At 54.9% G+C, this 21,467-nt stretch carries 22 protein-coding genes; 8 read left to right on the forward strand and 14 right to left on the reverse strand.

All coding sequences use genetic code 11. The annotated features are described in order from the left end of the window. Positions 1-66 precede the first annotated feature (66 nt). The gene (gene gmhB, locus AB8818_RS13010) at positions 67-633 is read right to left on the reverse strand and encodes a D-glycero-beta-D-manno-heptose 1,7-bisphosphate 7-phosphatase (protein WP_163330367.1); all 567 of its coding nucleotides are present in this window, start codon (positions 631-633) and stop codon (positions 67-69) included. A 188-nt stretch (positions 634-821) separates the two neighbouring features. Between gmhB and metN the strand changes: the two genes are divergently transcribed. From metN to proS, 6 genes are all read left to right on the forward strand, one after another. Continuing rightward, on the forward strand, positions 822-1,853 hold the full coding sequence (gene metN, locus AB8818_RS13015; RefSeq protein ID WP_163330366.1) for a methionine ABC transporter ATP-binding protein MetN: 1,032 nt from the start codon (positions 822-824) through the stop codon (positions 1,851-1,853). Further along, positions 1,846-2,499, forward strand: a complete 654-nt coding sequence (locus tag AB8818_RS13020) for a methionine ABC transporter permease MetI (RefSeq protein WP_014168730.1) — start codon at positions 1,846-1,848, stop codon at positions 2,497-2,499. Before metN ends, AB8818_RS13020 begins: the two co-directional genes overlap by 8 nt. 40 nt (positions 2,500-2,539) lie before the next feature. Further along, positions 2,540-3,355 (forward strand): methionine ABC transporter substrate-binding lipoprotein MetQ, encoded by an 816-nt coding sequence (metQ, locus tag AB8818_RS13025; RefSeq protein WP_116344006.1) that lies wholly within the window; start codon positions 2,540-2,542, stop codon positions 3,353-3,355. Positions 3,356-3,461: 106 nt separating this feature from the next. Further along, positions 3,462-3,866 carry an Rcs stress response system protein RcsF gene (gene rcsF / locus AB8818_RS13030; protein ID WP_008501883.1) on the forward strand — a complete coding sequence of 135 codons (405 nt, stop codon included), beginning with the start codon at positions 3,462-3,464 and terminating at the stop codon, positions 3,864-3,866. After that, positions 3,863-4,570: a tRNA (N6-threonylcarbamoyladenosine(37)-N6)-methyltransferase TrmO gene (gene tsaA, locus AB8818_RS13035; protein WP_163330365.1), complete on the forward strand. Its 708-nt coding sequence runs from the start codon at positions 3,863-3,865 to the stop codon at positions 4,568-4,570. Before rcsF ends, tsaA begins: the two co-directional genes overlap by 4 nt. Positions 4,571-4,682: 112 nt before the next feature. Beyond that, positions 4,683-6,401 carry a proline--tRNA ligase gene (proS, locus tag AB8818_RS13040; protein ID WP_163330364.1) on the forward strand — a complete coding sequence of 573 codons (1,719 nt, stop codon included), beginning with the start codon at positions 4,683-4,685 and terminating at the stop codon, positions 6,399-6,401. A gap of 47 nt (positions 6,402-6,448) precedes the next feature. Here proS and nlpE read toward each other — a convergent pair whose 3' ends face one another. Genes nlpE through AB8818_RS13055 form a run of 3 tightly spaced genes read right to left on the reverse strand, consistent with a single transcriptional unit; the run spans position 6,449 to position 8,146 of the window. Then, positions 6,449-7,147: an envelope stress response activation lipoprotein NlpE gene (gene nlpE, locus AB8818_RS13045; RefSeq protein WP_192982047.1), complete on the reverse strand. Its 699-nt coding sequence runs from the start codon at positions 7,145-7,147 to the stop codon at positions 6,449-6,451. 34 nt (positions 7,148-7,181) lie between these two features. Further along, positions 7,182-7,604, reverse strand: coding sequence for an alternative ribosome rescue aminoacyl-tRNA hydrolase ArfB (gene arfB / locus AB8818_RS13050; protein ID WP_116344003.1), 423 nt, complete (start codon positions 7,602-7,604; stop codon positions 7,182-7,184). Further along, on the reverse strand, positions 7,601-8,146 hold the full coding sequence (locus AB8818_RS13055; protein WP_163330361.1) for a YaeQ family protein: 546 nt from the start codon (positions 8,144-8,146) through the stop codon (positions 7,601-7,603). Before AB8818_RS13055 ends, arfB begins: the two co-directional genes overlap by 4 nt. Before the next feature lie 196 nt (positions 8,147-8,342). Here AB8818_RS13055 and AB8818_RS13060 point away from each other — a divergent pair, with 196 nt between their 5' ends. Beyond that, the gene (locus AB8818_RS13060) at positions 8,343-8,543 is read left to right on the forward strand and encodes a YaeP family protein (RefSeq protein ID WP_008501889.1); all 201 of its coding nucleotides are present in this window, start codon (positions 8,343-8,345) and stop codon (positions 8,541-8,543) included. Then, positions 8,530-8,790, forward strand: coding sequence for a Rho-binding antiterminator (rof, locus tag AB8818_RS13065; RefSeq protein ID WP_126796884.1), 261 nt, complete (start codon positions 8,530-8,532; stop codon positions 8,788-8,790). Before AB8818_RS13060 ends, rof begins: the two co-directional genes overlap by 14 nt. 28 nt (positions 8,791-8,818) lie before the next feature. Here rof and tilS read toward each other — a convergent pair whose 3' ends face one another. From tilS to lpxD, 10 genes are all read right to left on the reverse strand, one after another. Then, positions 8,819-10,108 (reverse strand): tRNA lysidine(34) synthetase TilS, encoded by a 1,290-nt coding sequence (gene tilS / locus AB8818_RS13070; RefSeq protein ID WP_163330360.1) that lies wholly within the window; start codon positions 10,106-10,108, stop codon positions 8,819-8,821. 58 nt (positions 10,109-10,166) lie between these two features. Continuing rightward, complete coding sequence (locus tag AB8818_RS13075; protein ID WP_028015591.1) at positions 10,167-10,556, reverse strand: VOC family protein; 390 nt, start codon at positions 10,554-10,556, stop codon at positions 10,167-10,169. 65 nt (positions 10,557-10,621) lie between these two features. Then, positions 10,622-12,754 carry a lysine decarboxylase LdcC gene (locus AB8818_RS13080; protein WP_192982044.1) on the reverse strand — a complete coding sequence of 711 codons (2,133 nt, stop codon included), beginning with the start codon at positions 12,752-12,754 and terminating at the stop codon, positions 10,622-10,624. 100 nt (positions 12,755-12,854) lie between these two features. Further along, positions 12,855-13,814, reverse strand: a complete 960-nt coding sequence (gene accA, locus AB8818_RS13085) for an acetyl-CoA carboxylase carboxyl transferase subunit alpha (protein WP_013095666.1) — start codon at positions 13,812-13,814, stop codon at positions 12,855-12,857. 12 nt (positions 13,815-13,826) lie between these two features. Next, the gene (gene dnaE / locus AB8818_RS13090) at positions 13,827-17,309 is read right to left on the reverse strand and encodes a DNA polymerase III subunit alpha (protein ID WP_061099163.1); all 3,483 of its coding nucleotides are present in this window, start codon (positions 17,307-17,309) and stop codon (positions 13,827-13,829) included. Between the two features lie 38 nt (positions 17,310-17,347). Then, positions 17,348-17,944, reverse strand: a complete 597-nt coding sequence (gene rnhB / locus AB8818_RS13095) for a ribonuclease HII (RefSeq protein WP_061099164.1) — start codon at positions 17,942-17,944, stop codon at positions 17,348-17,350. Next, complete coding sequence (gene lpxB / locus AB8818_RS13100) at positions 17,941-19,089, reverse strand: lipid-A-disaccharide synthase (protein ID WP_023334578.1); 1,149 nt, start codon at positions 19,087-19,089, stop codon at positions 17,941-17,943. The genes rnhB and lpxB overlap by 4 nt, the downstream gene beginning before the upstream one ends. Further along, positions 19,089-19,877 carry an acyl-ACP--UDP-N-acetylglucosamine O-acyltransferase gene (lpxA, locus tag AB8818_RS13105; protein ID WP_063440167.1) on the reverse strand — a complete coding sequence of 263 codons (789 nt, stop codon included), beginning with the start codon at positions 19,875-19,877 and terminating at the stop codon, positions 19,089-19,091. Before lpxA ends, lpxB begins: the two co-directional genes overlap by 1 nt. Positions 19,878-19,880: 3 nt before the next feature. Continuing rightward, the gene (gene fabZ / locus AB8818_RS13110) at positions 19,881-20,336 is read right to left on the reverse strand and encodes a 3-hydroxyacyl-ACP dehydratase FabZ (RefSeq protein ID WP_010426706.1); all 456 of its coding nucleotides are present in this window, start codon (positions 20,334-20,336) and stop codon (positions 19,881-19,883) included. A gap of 102 nt (positions 20,337-20,438) precedes the next feature. Next, positions 20,439-21,464 (reverse strand): UDP-3-O-(3-hydroxymyristoyl)glucosamine N-acyltransferase, encoded by a 1,026-nt coding sequence (gene lpxD / locus AB8818_RS13115; RefSeq protein WP_041911190.1) that lies wholly within the window; start codon positions 21,462-21,464, stop codon positions 20,439-20,441. Between the last annotated feature and the right edge of the window lie 3 nt (positions 21,465-21,467).

The following is a 21,467-nucleotide window of genomic DNA, read 5'->3' on the forward strand; positions in this document are numbered from 1 at the left end:
CTGCCGAGGAATGACAAGGGGAAATATACATTTTTATTTCGACCGCTCACCTTTTCGCCAGAAAGGCTATTTTTGATGCTTTTTTATCTCATTCGGCAGCTCAGCCAGGCTATTAATCACCCAATCCGCTGCATTTTCCGCTTCTGGCGTCACTGGCTTACCGGTGCGAACTAATATTTTGGTCCCTACACCCGCTGCTGTTGCTGCCTGCATATCTTCCAGTTTATCGCCCACCATATAAGAAGCAGACATATCAATGTGCAGAAACTCCTGCGCAGAGATGAACATCCCCGGATGCGGTTTACGGCAGTCACAGGTCTGGCGATACTCTTCTACCGTACCCTGCGGGTGATGCGGACAATAGTAGATGCCGTCGAGATCCACGCCGCGATCGGCCAGCGACCAGTCCATCCATTCGGTCAGCGTCTCGAACTGTGCTTCAGTGAATTTACCGCGCGCAATACCAGACTGATTGGTGACCACCACCAGCGCATAGCCCATCTCTTTCAGCTGGCGCATTGCCTCTATAACGCCGTCGATAAATTCGAACTCATCGATCTCATGCACATAACCGTGATCCACATTAATAGTGCCATCACGATCGAGAAAAATTGCGGGTACTGATTTTGCCACCGGTTTGCTCCTGAAAAAGGCCTGTTGAGCTAGTATCTCATGAATCGCAGCGCAATAAAGTGCTCATCGTTCAGAGTTGGATTGATTTAGACGTCTGGATGCCTTAACATCCATTTTGTTTACGGTCATCACCCGTATCTGGCAGAAGAAAATGCCACGGCTAACTTACATACGATAAAAATAATCTAATGATTAAACTTTCCAATATCACCAAAGTGTTCCAGCAGGGGAACCGAACCATTCAGGCGCTGAACAACGTCAGCCTGCATGTTCCTGCTGGTCAAATTTATGGCGTCATTGGCGCATCGGGTGCAGGTAAAAGCACGCTGATCCGTTGTGTTAACCTGCTTGAGCGCCCAACCCAGGGCAGCGTAGAAGTTGGCGGTCAGGAACTTACCGCCCTTTCAGAAAAAGAACTCACCAAAGCGCGTCGTCAGATCGGCATGATCTTCCAGCACTTTAACCTGCTGGCGTCCCGCACCGTGTTCGGCAACGTCGCCTTGCCGCTGGAGCTGGATAACACGCCGAAAGAAGAAGTGAAGCGTCGCGTTACCGAACTGCTCGACCTCGTGGGTCTGGGCGATAAGCATGATAGCTACCCGGCAAATCTGTCCGGTGGGCAGAAGCAGCGTGTCGCCATTGCCCGCGCGCTGGCCAGCAACCCAAAAGTACTGCTGTGCGACGAAGCCACCAGCGCGCTGGATCCGGCCACCACCCGTTCTATTCTGGAACTGCTGAAAGACATTAACCGTCGCCTGGGCCTGACGATCCTCCTTATTACGCACGAGATGGACGTGGTGAAACGCATCTGCGACTGCGTAGCGGTTATCAGCAACGGCGAGCTGATCGAGCAGGATACGGTAAGCGAAGTGTTCTCCCATCCGAAGACGCCGCTGGCGCAGCAGTTCATTCAGTCCACGCTGCATCTGGATATTCCGGAAGATTATCTGGAGCGTTTGAAAACCGAATCCACAGCAGACAGCGTCCCGATGCTGCGCATGGAGTTTACCGGTCAGTCCGTTGACGCTCCCCTTCTTTCCGAAACTGCGCGTCGCTTTAACGTGAACAACAACATTATTAGCGCGCAGATGGATTACGCCGGTGGCGTGAAGTTCGGCATCATGCTGACGGAAATGCACGGCACCCATGAAGAAACCCAGGCAGCAATCGCCTGGCTGCAAGAACACCACGTAAAAGTAGAGGTACTGGGTTATGTCTGAGCCGATGATGTGGCTGCTGGTTCGCGGCGTTTGGGAAACGCTGGCAATGACCTTCGTATCGGGTTTCTTTGGTTTTGTAATTGGCCTGCCGGTGGGCGTACTGCTGTACGTGACGCGTCCGGGTCAAATCATTGAGAACGCAAAACTCTACCGTACGCTCTCTGCGCTGGTGAACATCTTCCGTTCTATCCCGTTCATTATTCTGCTGGTGTGGATGATTCCATTTACCCGCGTGATCGTCGGAACCTCTATCGGTCTGCAGGCGGCTATCGTTCCGCTGACCGTAGGCGCAGCGCCGTTTATCGCCCGTATGGTGGAAAACGCCCTGCTGGAGATCCCAACCGGTTTAATCGAAGCTTCCCGCGCGATGGGTGCCACGCCGATGCAGATCGTCCGCAAGGTTCTGCTGCCTGAAGCACTGCCGGGCCTGGTGAACGCGGCAACCATCACGCTCATCACGCTGGTCGGTTATTCCGCAATGGGCGGTGCAGTTGGTGCTGGCGGTTTAGGACAGATTGGTTACCAGTACGGCTATATTGGATATAACGCTACTGTGATGAATACCGTTCTGGTATTGCTGGTTGTTCTGGTTTACTTAATCCAGTTCTCCGGCGATCGCATCGTCCGGACCGTTACTCACAAATAACGTTACACACAACACAAACTCGACGAGTTAAGGATAAAACATGGCGTTTAAATTAAAGACCCTTGCAGCAGTAGGCGCGCTGATTGGCTCTCTGGCACTGGTGGGTTGCGGTCAGGACGAAAAAGATCCAAACCACATTAAGGTGGGCGTTATCGTGGGTGCCGAACAGCAGGTTGCTGAAGTTGCTCAGAAAGTGGCGAAAGAGAAATATGGTCTGGACGTTGAGCTGGTGACCTTCAATGATTACGTTCTGCCGAACGAAGCGCTGAGCAAGGGCGATATCGACGCCAACGCCTTCCAGCATAAGCCATACCTGGATCAGCAGATCAAAGATCGCGGTTATAAACTGGTGGGTGTGGGTAACACCTTCGTTTACCCTATTGCCGGTTACTCTAAGAAAATTAAATCGCTGGACGAACTGCAGCCGGGCTCTCAGGTTGCCGTGCCTAACGATCCAACCAACCTCGGTCGTTCCCTGCTGCTGCTGCAGAAAGTGGGCCTGATCAAACTGAAAGACGGTGTTGGCCTGCTGCCAACCGTTCTGGACGTCACCGAGAACCCGAAAAATCTGAAAATTGTTGAACTGGAAGCACCGCAGCTGCCGCGTTCTTTGGACGATGCACAGATTGCCCTGGCCGTTATCAACACCACTTACGCCAGCCAGATTGGCCTGACGCCAGCAAAAGACGGTATCTTCGTTGAAGATAAAGACTCCCCGTACGTTAACCTGATCGTGACTCGCGAAGACAACAAAGACGCGGAAAACGTGAAGAAGTTCGTTCAGGCCTATCAGTCTGATGAAGTTTACCAGGAAGCCAACAAAGTGTTTAACGGCGGCGCTGTTAAAGGCTGGTAATCTCACCTCAGTGTAATATCATCAGGACGGGCTTATGCCCGTCTTGTCATTTGTGCAGTCACCTGATTCAATATCTGACGTTTTGATTATCCATTGAGGAATTATTATGCGTGCTTTACCGATCTGTCTTTTAGCACTCATGCTGAGCGGCTGTTCTATGCTAAGCAGATCTCCTGTTGAACCTGTTCAAAGCACGGCAACCCCGCCAAAAACTGAGCCTGCGAAACCGAAAGTGGTTCGCCCTGCGCCGGTTCGCATTATCACCAAAGCTGACGAACTGGTCGGCAAACCGTTCCGTGAACTGGGTGAAGTGAGCGGTGAATCCTGTCAGGCAACCAATCAGGACTCTCCACCGAATATCCCGACAGCGCGCAAACGTATGCAGATTAACGCCGCAAAAATGAAAGCTAACGCGGTGCTGCTGCACAGCTGCGAAGTCACCAGCGGCACGCCGGGCTGCTACCGTCAGGCGGTTTGCATCGGTTCTGCGCTGAACATCACGGCGAAATGAGTGCATTTCATTTTGAGCAGATAGGCGTTATCCACTCTCCGTATAAAGAGAAGTTCGCCGTACCCCGCCAGCCAGGTCTGGTCACCAGCGGCAGCGGCGAGCTTCATCTTCAGGCGCCTTATAACCAGGCCGATGCAGTACGCGGGCTTGAGGCGTTCAGCCACTTATGGGTGGTATTTGTCTTTCACCAGACAATGGAAGGCGGCTGGCGTCCCACCGTGCGTCCCCCGCGCCTGGGCGGAAATGCGAGAATGGGCGTGTTTGCGACTCGCTCGACCTTCCGTCCAAATCCGATCGGGATGTCGCTGGTTGAACTGAAGGGCATACGTTGCCAGAAGGAACAGGTCATACTTGAGCTGGGCAGTCTGGACCTGGTCGACGGCACGCCGGTTATCGACATCAAACCCTATTTGCCCTTCGCCGAAGCCCTCCCGGAAGCGCGTGCAAGCTATGCTCAGGACGCACCGCAGGCGGATATGCCTGTTTATTTTACGCCTGAGATAACCGCGCAGCTTGGTCAACTGGAGAAACGCTATCCTCGCTTACGGGATTTCATCACTGAAGTTCTGGCACAGGACCCCCGTCCGGCCTACCGTAAAGAAGAGGAAGCGGGAAAAACGTACGCCGTCTGGCTGCTGGATTTTAACGTGCGCTGGCGCGTCACCGGGGCAGGTTTCGAAGTGTTTGCCCTTGAACCCAGGTAATTTTGTTCTCCTCTCTTTTGGCATCTTTGCCACACTGGTAAACTAAACCACTTTTTTTGTGTCAGGCTGGTGTTTCAGCCTGTTCCAATCGTCGAAATGGAACCGTAACAACATGCGTACTAGCCAATATCTGCTCTCCACTCTGAAGGAGACGCCTGCCGACGCCGAAGTGATCAGCCATCAGCTGATGCTGCGCGCCGGGATGATCCGCAAGCTGGCCTCCGGGTTATACACCTGGCTGCCGACCGGCGTGCGCGTCCTGAAAAAAGTCGAAAACATCGTGCGTGAAGAGATGAACAACGCCGGTGCTATCGAGGTGTCCATGCCCGTGGTTCAGCCCGCTGACCTGTGGCAGGAGAGCGGCCGTTGGGAGCAATATGGCCCAGAACTGCTGCGCTTCGTCGATCGCGGCGAGCGTCCGTTCGTTCTCGGCCCAACGCATGAAGAAGTGATCACAGACCTGATTCGTAATGAGCTGAGCTCTTACAAACAGCTGCCGCTGAACTTCTTCCAGATCCAGACCAAGTTCCGTGACGAAGTGCGCCCACGTTTCGGCGTGATGCGCTCTCGTGAATTCCTGATGAAAGATGCCTACTCTTTCCATACGTCACAGGAATCGCTGCAAGAGACCTACGACAAAATGTACGAGGCTTACAGCAAAATTTTCTCTCGCATGGGTCTGGATTTCCGTGCTGTGCAGGCTGATACCGGCTCCATCGGCGGCAGCGCGTCCCATGAGTTTCAGGTACTGGCACAGAGCGGTGAAGACGATGTGATCTTCTCTGACTCTTCAGACTACGCGGCGAACATCGAATTTGCAGAAGCGCTGGCACCAAAAGAACCACGCGGCGCGGCCACGCAAGAGATGACGCTGGTTGATACACCAAACGCGAAAACCATCGCCGAGCTGGTTGAGCAGTTCAGTCTGCCGATCGAAAAAACAGTGAAAACGCTGCTGGTGAAATCCACCGAAGGCAGCGCTTACCCGCTGGTTGCCCTGCTGGTGCGTGGCGATCATGAACTGAACGAAGTAAAAGCCGAGAAGCTGCCGCAGGTAGCCAGCCCGCTGACGTTCGCAACGGAAGCGGAAATCCGTGCCGTAGTGAATGCGGGTCCAGGTTCACTGGGTCCAGTCAACCTGCCTGTGCCGGTTGTTATTGACCGCACGGTTGCTGCAATGAGCGACTTCTCTGCAGGTGCGAACATCGACGGTAAACATTACTTCGGCATCAACTGGGATCGCGACGTGGCGACGCCAGAAGTGGCTGACATCCGTAACGTGGTTGCAGGCGATCCAAGCCCGGACGGCCAGGGTACGCTGATGATCAAGCGCGGTATTGAAGTGGGCCACATCTTCCAGCTGGGTGATAAATACTCTCGCGCGCTGAACGCCGCCGTTCAGGGTGAAGATGGCCGTAACCAAATCCTGACCATGGGTTGCTACGGTATCGGGGTGACGCGCGTGGTGGCTGCGGCCATCGAGCAGAACTACGACGAGCGCGGCATCGTCTGGCCGGACAACATTGCGCCGTTCCAGGTGGCTATTCTGCCAATGAACATGCACAAATCTTACCGCGTGCAGGAGCTGGCCGAGAAGCTGTACGCCGAGCTGCGCGCTCAGGGTATTGAAGTACTGATGGATGACCGCAAAGAGCGTCCGGGCGTGATGTTTGCCGATATGGAACTGATCGGTATCCCGCACACCGTCGTCATTGGCGACCGTAACCTCGACAGCGATGAGATTGAATACAAATACCGTCGCAGCGGCGAAAAACAGATGATCAAGACCGGCGATATTCTTGATTACCTGGTGAAAGCCATCAAAGGCTAAACAAAAAACCCCGCTCAGGCGGGGTTTTTTAATGGCTCAACGTAAGCTTATTTGCTGCTACAGTCTTTGCCCGCAATAAATTTCGCGTCTTTATCTGCCACCAGCGTTTTCACCATCTCCCCGCTATCCGGGTTTGGCTCCAGCGTAAAGTGGCCGTCAACCGTCAACAATATCGGCTTGCTGTCATTGCCGCGCGCCACGGCGTAATCACGTTCAAGTTGTGCATTGTTTGCCACGCTGACTTTCTTACCGGTAGCGCAGTCGGTAAAGATCGCCGCATCCGCCATATAGAAATACATCCCCCGCATCGCCATCGGCGTGGCAGGCAGCGCCGCTTTCACCGGTGTCAGCGTGTAGTTGAACTGGGATTCAATCGGATTGCCTTCCCGGTCGAGCATTTCCATGTTCTCGCCTTTAGGGCGGAACCAGGTTTTGTCACCGGAGGTATCCGTCAGCACCAGCTTCTCAGCCGTACGCGCCCATGTCCCGTAAGTCGCAAATGAAGAGGGTTCTTTCGCGCCCTGATAGCGCTGGTTCATCACCCAGGTACCGTCTTTTTGCAGGAACAGTGACGTTTCAATGCCTTCGCAATCCGCGCAAGGCAATACGCCCCGCCAGCTCTGCTGCATTGGCTTTAACTCTTCATTCTGCGCTGGCTGCAAAACCTGCGTTTCAGAACGGTTGTTACACCCGAAAAGCGCAAACAGCGTACTCACTGCCAGCGCTGAAAATAATGCTTTTTTCACAATGAATTCCTTATGAAAATTGTGTTCCCTTTCGTCACTCCATCGGGCGACGAACTTTACCGCGTAGTGCTTTCACTGTGGATTTTTGGGCTTTCGAGGACAGCCGACGCTCTTTCGATGCGCGGGTTGGCCGCGTTGCCCGGCGGCTTTTTTGTACTGCCGTTAACTCTTTGATGACCGCCACCAGCCTGGCTACCGCCGCTTCCCGGTTTAATTCCTGGCTGCGGTACTCCTGGGCTTTAATCACGATCACACCTTCGCTGGTGATCAGGTGATGGCTGGCAGCAAGCAGACTTTCCTTATAATACTCTGGCAGGCTTGATGCCCGAATGTCAAAACGCAAATGGATAGCCGTTGAAGCCTTATTGACGTGCTGTCCACCCGCACCCTGAGCACGGATGGCGGTGATCTCCAGCTCGTTATCAGGGATGCTGACGTTTCGGGACAAAACGATCATGGCGCAGGCTGCCAGGCCGTCAGATGAATTTCCAGATTATTCTGAGAATCAGAAAGCCAGATGGCGCCGTCCTGAATCGTTGCCTGCAACGCCATCGTCCTGCCGGCGAACTCGCTCAGCTGCGCCAGCTGTTCATCATCCAGATACCAGACGGCGAGATTTTTAAACTGCCCGCATTTATTCTTATTTTGCTGCCACCAGATTTCCGCCGCGCGCTGGTTATAGGCGAATAAGGCCACTTCCGCGGACTGAGTACACGCCTTTTTAATCCTGCGCTCGTCCGGCAGACCGAGTTCAATCCATAAATCGATCCCAAGATGATCGTTGCGCAGCCAGGCTTCAGGCTCGTCTTCCGCGCTTAAGCCGCGGGTAAACTGCAGCCGCTCGTTGGCGTATTTAATCCACGCCAGCAGGCGCAGCATCATGCGTTCCTGAGTTTCGGAGGGGTGGCGTGCCAGAGTAAGCGACGCGTCCAGAAACTGGTTGCGATCAAGATCGGCCACGTTGACCACTGCTTTATAAATTGTCGCTTTCAGCGCCATGAGAGAACTCCATTCGAATCAGCCGCACATTGTAGCGAAAACAGAGGCAAAAGGCTGTTACGGAGTAATAAATACACCACTATCAAGGCGCTGATATTGCTTAAATGAGTATGGTATAGTCACCTTGCTAAACCGAGTTTATCTTCGTAGGCTTAATGATATCTCACAGTAAGTCAGTGCGCTGGCGGGAGGGGATGTGAATAATTATTGTGAGTTAATTCGCAAACGGTATGCGGAAATCGCCAGCGGAGATCTGGGGTATGTCCCGGACGCGTTGGGCTGTGTATTGAAAGTGCTTAATGAAGTGGCCTCTGATGAGAGCCTTTCAGAGTCGGTCAGGGAAAAAGCAGCGTATGCTGCGGCGAATTTACTGGTGAGCGATTATGTCGATGAATGATACTTATCAACCCATCAATTGTGATGACTATGACAACCTCGAACTCGCCTGCCAGCATCATTTATTACTGACGCTGGAGCTAAAAGATGGCGAAGTGTTGAAGGCGAAGGCCAGCGATCTGGTTTCACGCAAGAATGTGGAATACCTGGTCGTGGAAGACGCCGGTGCGACGCGTGAGCTGCGTCTGGACAAAATAGCCAGCTTCAGCCACCCGCAAATCGGCACCGTCGTGGTGAGCGAATCCTGATGACACTAACGGGCAGCCGGGCTGCCCGTTACGCTTTCCGCCACTCGAAGCATGCCCCTTCTTCTGTCCACCCCGCTTCCGTGATGAACACCCCTGCAGCAGCAATCAGCGTTTCACCGTAGAACAGCAGCGGCGTGGTGTCGCGCAGCCACGGCGGCACGTTGCATTCCTGCCATATCTTTTTCAGCTTCCGTCCCCCGTTGCGTCCGACGATATGCAGCAAGCCGCCAGCCTTAAAGCGCACGCTGACCGGTTCACCGGGGTTTGGCAGACGCACATGACCCGTCGGCATCAGAGAGACACTCCCCGCATCCTGGGGCAATATTAACGGAGCCTCCGGTGACGGCCAGTGGAGCACCACATTGGTCAGCGGGGGGAAGGATTTTACCCACCAGAGTTTTCCTTTATAGCGTCTGACCTCGAAGCCATTCAGGTGTACGCAGGGGGACGCATCTTCCCGCGCCTGTGCGACTTCGTCCCAGATACGGCTCAGCATTGCCCGCGACGGCATCACAGCATGATGAGAGGCGAGCCAGCGGCGTAACAGCGCGGCCCGGCGCACCGGGCTTACCGCCTCCAGCGGCGCGATCGCCAGCGCACCGTCTTCAGAGATCAGATCAGCCAGCTCTTCGCTGAGTAACTCATCCAGCAGGCTTTCCTGTTCGGCGCACAGCATGGCGCTTCTTGCTGTCGCGTCGGCAAAATGCGGCCAGCGCTCGCTTAAAAGCGGGAGGACGCGCAGACGCAGGAAGTTACGATCGTAGCTGTCGTCCTGGTTGCTCTCATCTTCGATCCAGCTCAGCCGATGTTCCCGCGCCCAGGATTCCAGCGACGCGCGGGTCTCGCCAAGCAGCGGACGCAATAATTGCGTTCCGGCAAACTCAGAACGCGCCGGCATGGCGGAAAGCCCCGCGGGTCCGCTGCCCCGCTTAAGCGCCAGCAAAAAAGTTTCGCACTGATCGTCCAGATGCTGCGCCGTGACCAGCGCTTCTCCAGTACGTAATGCCCCGGCAAACGCGGCGTAGCGAACTTTACGCGCCTGCGCCTCAATACCCAGTCCTTCATCCGCAAGCGTGACGCGCTCAACGACGAGCGGGATAGCCCACGCCTCACACAAGGCTTCACAGTGCGCCACCCACTCCTCCGCGTGAGGGCTTAACCCGTGATGGATGTGTATAGCCCGAAGCTGAACGTCAGGGTCCCGGTCGCGCCAGAGCCTAAGGCGATGCAGCAACACGGTGGAATCCAGGCCACCGCTAAACCCCACCAGCAGCTGGCGGTACGGTGAAACGGCTTGTGCGATAGCGGGTAAGGTCATAGGAAATTACACATAAAAAATGCCCGAACTGAGCGGGCATTATCACACAGGACAAACATTACTGCTGGTAAAGCTCCAGCGGCAGGCCATCCGGGTCGTTAAAAAAGGTAAAGCGCTTGTCGGTAAACGGATCGACACGAATCGCCTCGCACGTCACGCCGTGCGCTTCCAGATGTTTTACTGCGCTATCAAGGTCATCAACGCTGAAGGCCAGATGACGCAGGCCGCAGGCTTCCGGGCGGGACGGACGCGAAGGCGGAAAAGGAAAAGAGAACAGCTCAATCACATACTGCCCGTTTAACGCGAGATCGCCCTTCCAGGAGTCGCGCTCCTCGCGGTAGGCTTCGCTCATGAGCGTAAAGCCAAGAATGTCGCAGTAGAAGGCCTTACTTTTCGCATAATCGGTGGCAATGATCGCAATATGGTGAACCGCTTTTAAACCCAGCATAGCTTCTCCTTTTTATGATGCCTGAACGTTACAACCGAAAACCCACACCTGGCAAGCGGTCACATTTATTTTAGGACTCTCACCCAGTACACGCCGTTTTCATCGCGTTTCGCGCCGTGGATATCCGTTTCAAAGCCCGGATAGTGGCGTCCTACCGAACAGAGCATCAGCAGGAAATCGAGCACTGCCCGGCTCTCCTCGGTGATCATCTCACCCGGCATCAGCAGCGGCACGCCTGGTGGATACGGCAGGATCATGTTGGCCGATATCCGCCCGACCAGGTTTTCCAGCTCAATGGTTTCGATTTCACCTTTCACCTGCCGTTGCCAGGCCTTGTGAGGCGTCAGTTTCATATCAGGCAGGACATCAAACGCCTGGAGCATCAGGCGCGGCAGATCGTGCTGGCGGATCAGCCTGTGGATCCCCTGGGCCAGATCCTGAATGCGCATCGTGCGGTAGAAGTCAGGATCTTCCGCGTAGAGATCCGGCAGCATGTTCTTCACCCGCAGGTTGAGATCGTAGGCGCGCTTAAACTCCATTAGCCCGCGCAGCAGCCCCATTGCCCGGGTTTTATCGATCCCGATACTGAACAGGAACAGCAAGTTGTAGGGGCCGGTCTTCTCCACCACCACGCCGCGCTCGTCAAGGAACTTCGCCACCAGCGCGGCGGGGATCCCTTCATCGCCCATCACGCCCTGCTCGTCCATCCCCGGCGTCAGGATCGTTACCTTAACCGGATCGAGGAACATGTGGTCCGCATCGGCATCCCGGAAGCCGTGCCAGCTCTCTCCCGGCGCGACGGGCCAGCACTCCGCCTCGTCGATCGCTTCCGGCTGCCAGATATCGAAGAACCAGCCGTCGGCCTCATCCTTCAGCCGCTGGACCTCTTTACGGAAATGCAGCGCCCGTTCCACCGAGCGGTTAATCAGGCGTTTACCCGGATTACCGCGCAGCATCGCCGCGGCCGTTTCAATAGACGCCACCAGCGGATAGCTCGGTGAGGTGGTGGTGTGCATCATAAAGGCTTCGTTAAACGTATCCTCGTCGTACTCGCCTTTGATGTGAATAAGAGACGCCTGCGAAAATGCGGCCAGCATTTTGTGCGTCGACTGCGTTTCGAAAAACACTTTGCCCGGCACGCGCTCGCCGCTCATCCCACTTTTACCCGAATAAATCGGGTGGAAATTGGTGTACGGCACCCACGCGGAATCGAAGTGGATCGACGGTACGTCCAGCGTCTGCTTGATCCAGTTCGTATTGTAGAGCAGACCATCATAGGTGGAGTTGGTAATCACCGCATGGACAGGCCAGCTTGCGTCGGGTATCGCCGCAACCTTACTTTCGATGGCTTGATGCGTGAACTCCCGGCGCGGAATGCCGCCGAGGATACCGAGCGCGTTACGTGTGGGTGACAGCCAGATCGGGACGACGTCGCTCATCATCAGCAGGTGCGCCAGCGATTTATGGCAGTTACGGTCAATCAGCAACGTGCTTCCGGTTGGCGCGGCGTACATTCCGACGATTTTGTTCGAGGTCGAGGTGCCGTTGGTCACCATATAGCTCTGCTCGGCGCCAAAGGTGCGGGCGATATACTCTTCAGCTTCAAGATGCGGGCCGGTGTGATCCAGAAGAGAGCCTAACTCGGTCACTGAAATCGACACGTCTGCTTTCAGGGTGTTGCCGCCGAAGAAATCGTAGAACAGGCACCCCACCGGGCTTTTTTGATAGGCCGTTCCGGCCATGTGTCCCGGCGTACAGAAGGTGTATTTCCCCTCTTTCACATAGGTGAACAGCGCGCGCGTAAACGGCGGTGTGATGTTATCAAGATATTCGCCAGTGTATTGCTGAATGCGGGTCGCAATATCTTCCGCCACGCCGAGCGAGTATTCAAAGAACCACAGCGCCATGCGCATATCGTGAGCGCTGACGTCCATGGTGGAGTGAGTGTTGATAAAGGCGTAGAGCGGAAGATATTCATTCAGCCTGTTGATCTCGCTACACAGCTCCATGTCGTATTCGTCCCAGTCGAATATCACGCCACAGATGCGCGGATTATGTTCGATGAATTTCAACAGATCGGCGCTGTTTTGCGGCCAGATTAGCTGATATCCGCGTGCTTTAAGGGCTTGCTCCAGCTCCTTGATGGGCTCGTCTTTATAAAAGACGCCGTGTGGCCCCATGATGGCAATGATGTTCATGGTTTACCTCCTTGAAAAACATCAGATAAGCATAGTTAAGGTAAACGGCAGGTATAAAAAAAGCCGCAACATCGTGCGGCTTTTCAGATAATTGTGAAGCTTATGCGTAACCGTAGGTCATCAGACGCTGGTAACGACGGTTGAGCAGATCTTCTTTGCTCAGGACGTCCAGATCGGCCAGGTCGGCCAGCAGCTGTGCTTTCAGGGAAGCAGCCATCACTTCCGGCTTACGATGCGCGCCGCCCAGAGGTTCCGGGATAACGGTGTCGATCAGCTTCAGCTCTTTCAGACGTGGCGCAATGATGCCCATCGCTTCAGCGGCCAGCGGCGCTTTGTCGGCGCTTTTCCACAGAATGGACGCACAGCCTTCCGGAGAGATAACGGAATAGGTGCTGTACTGCAGCATATTCACTTTATCACCCACGCCAATCGCCAGCGCACCGCCGGAACCACCCTCACCGATAACGGTGCAGATGACCGGAACCTTCAGGCGAGACATCTCCCGCAGGTTACGTGCGATGGCTTCAGACTGGCCACGCTCTTCCGCGCCCACACCAGGGTATGCACCCGGAGTGTCGATGAAGGTGATGATAGGCATATTGAAACGCTCGGCCATCTCCATCAGACGCAGGGCTTTACGGTAGCCTTCTGGTGCTGGCATACCGAAGTTACGACGGATTTTCTCTTTGGTTTCACGGCCTTTCTGATGACCAATGATCATCACCGGGCGTCCGTCCAGACGCGCGATACCGCCGACGATAGCTTTGTCGTCAGCGTATGCGCGATCGCCTGCCAGTTCGTCAAATTCGTCAAACGCCAGGCGGACATAATCCAGGGTGTACGGACGCTGTGGGTGACGCGCCAGCTGGGCGATCTGCCATGCGCCGAGATCGGCAAAGATTTTGCGCGTCAGTTCTACGCTTTTTTCGCGCAGACGATGCACTTCTTCGTCGATGTTAATATCCAGTTTTTCATCCTGACGGCTTACCGCTGTCAGAGAATCGATTTTCGCTTCCAGCTCAGCAATCGGCTGTTCGAAATCAAGGAAATTCAGACTCATAGTATTCCTGTATTAGTCAAACTCCAGTTCCACCTGCTCCGAACCAATGAGGCCACGCAAATCGTTCAGTAAACGATCGCTCGGAGAGACACGCCACGTTGCGCCAAAGCGCAACCGCGCACGTGCATCCGCCCTCTGATAGTAGAGATGTACTGGAATGGTCCCCGAGCGGTGGGGTTCCAGAGACTGACGGAGTCGGTTTAAAAGCTGGTCATCAATTTGCCTGTCCGTCAGCGAGATAGCAAGCCCGCGAGCATATTTTTCCCGGGCTTCGTCAATGTCCATCACTTCGCGGGCGGTCATTTTAAGCCCCCCACTGAAGTCATCAAAGCTGACCTGTCCGCTGACGATAAGTATGCGGTCTTTTTCCAGCAATTGCTGGTATTTATCCAGCGCGTCGGTGAACAGCATCACCTCCAGACGCCCGGAACGGTCATCTAACGTACAGATGCCGATACGATTGCCGCGCTTGGTGACCATAACCCTTGCAGCAATCACGAGCCCCGCAGCCGTGGTGATTTTACCACGATCTGTCGGATGCATGTCTTTTAGCCTGTTGCCTCCGACATAGCGCTCAATTTCTTTGATGTACTGGTTGATCGGGTGTCCCGTCAGGTACAAACCTAACGTTTCACGTTCACCATCCAGCACCACCTGTTCTGGCCAGGGCTGACAGTTGGAGTAAGACTGCTCAATCTGCTCTGGCTCTTCCGCCAGTACGCCAAACATATCCGCCTGGCCAATGGCTTCCGCTTTCGCGTGCTGATCGGCTGCTTTCAGCGCATCGCCGAGAGAGTTCATCAGCGCGGCGCGGTGCGGCCCCAGCCTGTCGAACGCGCCGGACATGATCAGCTTTTCCAGCACGCGGCGGTTCAGTTTTTTGGTATCGGTACGGGCGCAGAGATCGAATAGCTCGCGGAAATAGCCGCCGTTGTTACGCGCTTCGATGATCGCCTCGATCGGCCCCTCACCCACGCCTTTGATCGCGCCGATCCCGTAGACGATCTCTCCGTCATCGTTGACGTGGAAATGGTAAAGCCCGGAGTTAATATCCGGCGGCAGGATCTTCAGACCCATGCGCCAGCACTCATCCACGAGGCCTACCACCTTCTCGGTGTTGTCCATATCGGCGGTCATCACCGCCGCCATAAACTCAGCGGGATAATGCGCTTTCAGCCACAGCGTTTGATACGAAACCAAAGCATAGGCAGCGGAGTGGGATTTGTTAAACCCGTACCCGGCGAATTTCTCCACCAGGTCGAAGATTTTCATCGCCAGTTCGCCGTCAACGCCGTTTTTCTTCGCACCGTCTTCAAAAATAGAGCGCTGCTTGGCCATCTCTTCCGGTTTTTTCTTACCCATAGCACGACGCAGCATGTCCGCGCCGCCGAGGGTATAGCCGGAAAGCACCTGGGCAATCTGCATGACCTGTTCCTGATACAGGATGATGCCGTAGGTTGGCTCCAGTACCGGCTTCAGGCTTTCGTGCTGCCACTGCACGTCCGGGTAGGAAATCTCTTCGCGTCCGTGCTTACGGTCGATGAAGTTATCTACCATCCCTGACTGCAGCGGGCCCGGACGGAACAGGGCCACCAGTGCGATCATATCTTCGAAGCAGTCGGGCTGCAGGCGTTTAATCAGGTCTTTCATGCCGCGGGATTCAAGCTGGAAGACGGCTGTCGTCTCCGAGCGCTGCAGCATGTCGAAGCTTTTCTTGTCATCCAGCGGGATGGCCGCGATATCCAGCGGCGGCTCGCCGTTCTTCTCGCGGCGGGCGTTGATCATCTCCAGCGCCCAGTTAATGATGGTCAGCGTGCGCAGGCCGAGGAAGTCGAACTTCACCAGCCCGGCGTATTCCACGTCGTTCTTATCGAACTGGGTGACCGGGTGCTGGCCCGCTTCGTCGCAGTAGAGCGGCGCAAAGTCGGTGATTTTGGTCGGGGCGATAACCACGCCCCCCGCGTGCTTACCGGCGTTACGCGTCACGCCTTCAAGCTTACGCGCCATGTCGATCAGCGCTTTGACTTCTTCGTCAGCTTCGTAGATTTCCGGCAGCTGCGGCTCGGCTTCAAACGCTTTTGCCAGCGTCATGCCCGGATCGGGCGGTACCAGCTTAGAAATACGATCAACAAAACCGTACGGGTGACCCAGCACGCGGCCCACGTCGCGGATAACCGCTTTCGCTGCCATGGTGCCGAAGGTAATGATCTGCGAAACCGCGTCACGGCCGTACATATCGGCTACGTGCTCGATAACCTGGTCGCGTTTTTCCATGCAGAAGTCGACGTCAAAGTCGGGCATGGAAACACGTTCCGGGTTGAGGAAGCGTTCGAACAGCAGGTCAAATTCCAGCGGATCGAGGTCGGTGATTTTCAGCGCATACGCCACCAGCGAGCCCGCCCCCGAGCCACGGCCCGGACCAACCGGAACGCCGTTATCCTTCGACCACTGGATAAACTCCATTACGATCAGGAAGTAGCCAGGGAAGCCCATCTGGTTAATCACCTGAAGTTCAATATCCAGGCGTTCGTCATACTCCGGACGACGTTTTTTACGCTCTTCTTCATCCGGGAACAGGAATTCGAGACGCTCTTCCAGACCTTCTTTCGATTTCATGACCAGGAAATCTTCCGTGGTCATGTCCCCCGTCGGGAACTGCGGCAGGAAATATTCGCCCAGGCGCACGGTCACGTTACAGCGCTTGGCAATCTCCACGCTGTTTTCCAGCGCTTCCGGAATGTCGGAGAAGAGCTCGCACATCTCCTCTTCGCTGCGCATGTACTGCTGCGATGAGTAGTTGCGCGGACGTTTCGGATCGTCGAGGGTGAAGCCATCGTGGATAGCAACGCGAATTTCGTGCGCGTCAAAATCACCGGACTCCAGGAAACGCACGTCATTCGTCGCCACAACGGGCAAGCCGCGCTCTTCTGCCAGCGCGACAGCAGCGTGCAGATAGTTCTCTTCATCCTGCCGACCGGTTCGAATCAGTTCCAGATAGTAACGATTCGGGAAGTACTCTTCATAGAACGAGACGCATTGATCCACCAGCGCGCTGTTACCGCGCAGCAGTGATTTACCGACATCGCCCATGCGGCCACCGGAGATCAACAGCAGCCCTTCGTTCAGTTCAGCCAGCCAGTCCCTGTCAATCCACGGGCCCAGTGCGCCGTAACCGCGCTGATAGGCTTTTGAGATAAGCAGGGTAAGGTTTTGGTAGCCCGTATTGTTCATGGCTAACACGGAGATTTGCGTCAGCTCATCGCCGATGAGATCGCTCTGCACATGAAAATCCGCACCGACGATAGGCTTCATTCCCGCGCCATGCGCCGTTCCGTAGAACTTCACCAGGCCACACAGGTTGGTAAAATCGGTGATCGCCAGCGCGGGCATGCCCAGAGAGGCCGCCTTTTTTACCAGCGGCCCGGTCTTCGCCAGCCCATCGATCATGGAGTAGTCGCTATGCACCCGCAGGTGTACGAAACGTGGTTCAGCCATCTTCAGATTCCGCGTTACTTAATTGCTTGCGTATTGATTCAGGACACCAGTCCCAGCGCGCGCTTCACCGGGCCAAAACTGCGCCGATGATGTTCGGTTGCGCCATGTTCAGCCAGCTTTTCCAGGTGGAAAGCCGTTGGATACCCCTTATGCTGGCCGAAACCATACTGAGGATAAGTAAGGTCCAGCGCGGCCATTTCGGCATCGCGCGTCACTTTGGCAATAATAGAAGCTGCACTGATCTCTGCGACGCGACTGTCGCCTTTAACGACGGCCATAGAAGGCATAGGCAGCGCCGGGCAACGGTTACCGTCGATCAGCACATATTCAGGCACAACCTTCAGGCCAGCAACAGCTCGCTGCATTGCCAGCATCGTGGCGTGGAGAATATTCAGATCGTCAATCTCATTCGGCTCTGCGCGCCCAACGCTCCAGGCCAGCGCCTTCTCTTTAATTTCATCGAACAGTGCCAGTCGGCGCTTCTCACTCAGTTTTTTTGAGTCATTCAGACCAATAATCGGGCGCGTTGGATCGAGGATCACCGCCGCGGTCACCACGGCCCCCACCAGCGGGCCGCGTCCGACCTCATCCACTCCGGCAACGAGGTGCGTGTGGGGATAAATAAATTCCATCATTTTGCTAACTCCAGCACTGCATCAGCCGCTTGCTCATCAGCATTACAGCGGATCAGCTGGTGCAGTTCACGGAAGGTATCGTGCATCTGGTGGCTGGTCTTGCCGTTGGCCAGCAGCGGCAGCAGGGCATCCGCCAGCGCCTGCGGCTGGCACTCATCCTGCAACAGCTCTTTTACCAGCTCGCGCCCGGCAAGCAGGTTTGGCAGGGAGACATAATCCGTTTTCACCAGACGTTTTGCCAGCCAGAAGGTAAACGGCTTCATACGATAACCGACCACCATCGGGCATTTCGCCAGCATACACTCCAGCGCCGCCGTACCAGAGGCCAGCAGAGCGGCATCGCTCGCATACATGGCTTCCCGCCCTTTTCCGTCGAGAAGACGGACGTGAAGATCCGGGGCGACTTCGGCTTTGATGCGCTCAAACTGCTCGCGGCGTTTGGCATTCACCAGCGGCACAACCACTTCAAGATCGGGATAGGTCTGGCGAAGAATCTGCGCGGTCTTCAGGAAATCAGCGCTCAGCATCTCTACCTCTGCGCCACGGCTGCCCGGCAGCAGCGCCAGACAGTGCACATCGTGCGGGATGCCCAGCGCGTCGCGCGCCGCGTTTTTATCCGGATCCAACGGCATCGCATCCGCCATGGTATGACCGATAAAACGGCACGGAACATTAAATCTGTCGTAAAACGCTTTTTCGAAAGGCAGGAAAGCCAGCACCAGGTTGGTGGACCGTCCGATTTTGAAAACGCGTTTCTGTCGCCACGCCCACACGGACGGACTGACGTAGTGAATGGTTTTGATGCCCTGCTTTTTCAGATTACCTTCGAGGGTAATGTTGAAATCGGGTGCATCGATACCGACGAACACATCGGGTTTGAGTTCGGTAAAGCGGCGGGTGAGATCGGCACGAATATGCAGCAAGCGTCGCAGGCGCCCCAGCACCTCAACGATGCCCATAACGGCCAGCTCTTCCATTTCATACCAGGCTTCACAGCCTTCGGCCTGCATCAGCGGGCCCGCTACGCCCACAAAGCGAGCATTGGGTACACGCGCCTTAAGCGCACGGATGAGACCTGCACCAAGAATATCGCCGGAGGTTTCTCCGGCGACCAGGGCTATCGTAAGCGGACGACTGTCGACCATTAACGAATCAGGCCCCTTGTTGAACGGTCAAAGAACTCTATGAACGCGTTCACTTCAGGATGCTTGTTCGCCAGTTCGGCAATTTCCGGCTTCGCCTCTTCCAGCGTTTTACCACTACGGTACAGCAATTTGTACGCGTTGCGGATGGCGGTAATCGCTTCGCGGCTAAAACCACGACGCTTGAGGCCTTCGATGTTCACGCCAAACGGCGTGGCATGGTTGCCCTGCGCAATCACATACGGTGGGACGTCCTGCGCCACACCCGAGCATCCGCCGACCATCACGTGTGCACCAATGATGCAGAACTGATGGACTGCGGTCATGCCGCCAATAATTGCGAAGTCATCAACCGATACGTGTCCTGCCAGCGTTGCGTTGTTGGCAAGAATACAGCGGTCACCCACGGTACAGTCGTGCGCGATATGCGCATTAACCATAAACAGGTTGTCGCTGCCCACCTTCGTCAACCCACCACCCTGCACGGTTCCACGATGAATGGTGACGCTTTCGCGAATGCGGTTACGATCGCCAATTTCCAGACGGGTCGACTCACCAGCATATTTCAGATCCTGGTTAACTTCGCCGATGGAAGCGAACTGATAGATCTCGTTATTGCAGCCAATGGTCGTGTGACCATTCACGACAACGTGAGATTTCAGTACTGTACCCTCACCAATTTCGACATGGGGTCCAACAATACAGAACGGGCCAATGTGGACGTTAGCACCAATGATGGCACCGGTTTCCACAATCGCGGTAGGATGAATAAAGGCGGATTTATCAATCACGTATCAGGACTCCCGGCTACGAGCACACATCATCGTCGCTTCGCAAACAACTTTGCCGTCAACCAGCGCTACGCCTTTGAAGCGAGTCAGGCCACGACGCGTTTTTTCAAAAGTGACTTCCATGATCATCTGATCGCCAGGCACGACAGGACGCTTGAAGCGCGCTTCATCAATACCTGCGAAGTAATACAGTTCACCCGGCTCCAGCTTACCGACGCTTTTAAACGCCAGAATACCGGTAGCCTGAGCCATCGCTTCCAGAATCAACACACCCGGGAAGATAGGCTTACCCGGGAAGTGTCCCTGGAAGAATGGTTCATTCACGGAAACATTTTTCACTGCGCGCAGAAAACGACCTTCTTCAAAATCCAGCACGCGGTCTACCAGCAGAAACGGGTAGCGGTGCGGCAGAAGTTCTAAAATCTCTTCAATATGCAGAGTATGAGTGTCAGTAGTCAAAATACTCTTCCTGTCAAAATGTACTGATAACAATAATAACACGGCCTGCCGGTTTATTAGAAAGCCGACAGGCCGGGAAAGATAGCGTTAAACGGGTGACGTTTAGTCTTGTTGATCGATCTTACGCTCAAGAGACTTGAGTCGCTTGCTCATATCATCAATGTTCATCACCAGAGCTGCTGTTTTACGCCATACCTTGTTGGGTTGCAGCGGAATACCGGAGGAATAGACGCCAGGTTCAGTGATAGGACGCATTACCATGCCCATACCCGTCACCGTCACCTTGTCGCATATTTCCATATGGCCATTAATCACGCTCGCGCCGCCAATCATGCAGTAACGACCAATTTTCAGGCTGCCCGCCATGATGACGCCCCCCGCAACCGCGGTATTGTCGCCAATCACAACGTTATGCGCAATCTGGCACTGGTTATCGATGATAACACCATTACCAATAATCGTGTCGTCGAGTGCACCACGGTCGATCGTTGTACAGGCCCCGATCTCCACGCGATCGCCAATAATAACGCGACCAAGCTGCGGGATCTTAACCCAGTTACCGCGATCGTTCGCGTAGCCAAAGCCATCAGAACCAATCACGGTACTGGACTGGACGAGGCAATTTTCGCCGATTTCAACTTCATGATAAACGGACACATTGGCCCATAAACGGGTTCCAGCGCCGATTTTCGTATTTTTCCCAACAAAGCATCCAGGGCCAATGACGACGTTATCGCCCAGCTCAACGCCAGATTCAATAACCGCATTCGCGCCAACGGCCACGTTGTTACCCAGCTTAGCCGTCGGATCAATCGCTGCGCTGGCAGCAATGTTCTGCGCCGGCTGCGGCGTGGTATCAAGAATTTGAGCCATGCGTGCATACGTCAGGTAGGGATTTTTCACTACCAGCGCGCTTCCAGTGGCAAAGGGAAGATCGTCCTGCGTCAGAACAACAGCTGACGCCTGGCATTGAGCCAGTTGTTCACGGTACTTAGGACTTACCATGAAGGTAATCGTGCCAGCTTTAGCAGATTGCATGGACGCAACAGCGGTGATGACGATATCGCCATCACCGTGTAATTCTGCATCCAACTGCTGAGCTAAATCAGCCAGTCGAATTGAAGGCATTAC

It is taken from the genome of Enterobacter sp. KB-280D8, assembly GCF_041399405.1.
Taxonomy (GTDB): Bacteria; Pseudomonadota; Gammaproteobacteria; order Enterobacterales; family Enterobacteriaceae; genus Enterobacter; species Enterobacter cloacae_N.

Excerpts from the sequence above, each read along its gene's own strand:
- rnhB (WP_061099164.1), bottom strand. The coding sequence starts at position 17,944 with ATGATGGAATTTATTTATCCCCACACGCACCTCGTTGCCGGAGTGGAT.
- lpxD (WP_041911190.1), bottom strand. The coding sequence starts at position 21,464 with ATGCCTTCAATTCGACTGGCTGATTTAGCTCAGCAGTTGGATGCAGAA.
- proS (WP_163330364.1), top strand. The coding sequence starts at position 4,683 with ATGCGTACTAGCCAATATCTGCTCTCCACTCTGAAGGAGACGCCTGCC.
- lpxB (WP_023334578.1), bottom strand. The coding sequence starts at position 19,089 with ATGGTCGACAGTCGTCCGCTTACGATAGCCCTGGTCGCCGGAGAAACC.
- dnaE (WP_061099163.1), bottom strand. The coding sequence starts at position 17,309 with ATGGCTGAACCACGTTTCGTACACCTGCGGGTGCATAGCGACTACTCC.
- rcsF (WP_008501883.1), top strand. The coding sequence starts at position 3,462 with ATGCGTGCTTTACCGATCTGTCTTTTAGCACTCATGCTGAGCGGCTGT.
- tilS (WP_163330360.1), bottom strand. The coding sequence starts at position 10,108 with ATGACCTTACCCGCTATCGCACAAGCCGTTTCACCGTACCGCCAGCTG.
- metQ (WP_116344006.1), top strand. The coding sequence starts at position 2,540 with ATGGCGTTTAAATTAAAGACCCTTGCAGCAGTAGGCGCGCTGATTGGC.
- rof (WP_126796884.1), top strand. The coding sequence starts at position 8,530 with ATGTCGATGAATGATACTTATCAACCCATCAATTGTGATGACTATGAC.
- AB8818_RS13075 (WP_028015591.1), bottom strand. The coding sequence starts at position 10,556 with ATGCTGGGTTTAAAAGCGGTTCACCATATTGCGATCATTGCCACCGAT.
- tsaA (WP_163330365.1), top strand. The coding sequence starts at position 3,863 with ATGAGTGCATTTCATTTTGAGCAGATAGGCGTTATCCACTCTCCGTAT.
- arfB (WP_116344003.1), bottom strand. The coding sequence starts at position 7,604 with ATGATCGTTTTGTCCCGAAACGTCAGCATCCCTGATAACGAGCTGGAG.
- accA (WP_013095666.1), bottom strand. The coding sequence starts at position 13,814 with ATGAGTCTGAATTTCCTTGATTTCGAACAGCCGATTGCTGAGCTGGAA.
- AB8818_RS13020 (WP_014168730.1), top strand. The coding sequence starts at position 1,846 with ATGTCTGAGCCGATGATGTGGCTGCTGGTTCGCGGCGTTTGGGAAACG.
- metN (WP_163330366.1), top strand. The coding sequence starts at position 822 with ATGATTAAACTTTCCAATATCACCAAAGTGTTCCAGCAGGGGAACCGA.
- AB8818_RS13055 (WP_163330361.1), bottom strand. The coding sequence starts at position 8,146 with ATGGCGCTGAAAGCGACAATTTATAAAGCAGTGGTCAACGTGGCCGAT.
- AB8818_RS13080 (WP_192982044.1), bottom strand. The coding sequence starts at position 12,754 with ATGAACATCATTGCCATCATGGGGCCACACGGCGTCTTTTATAAAGAC.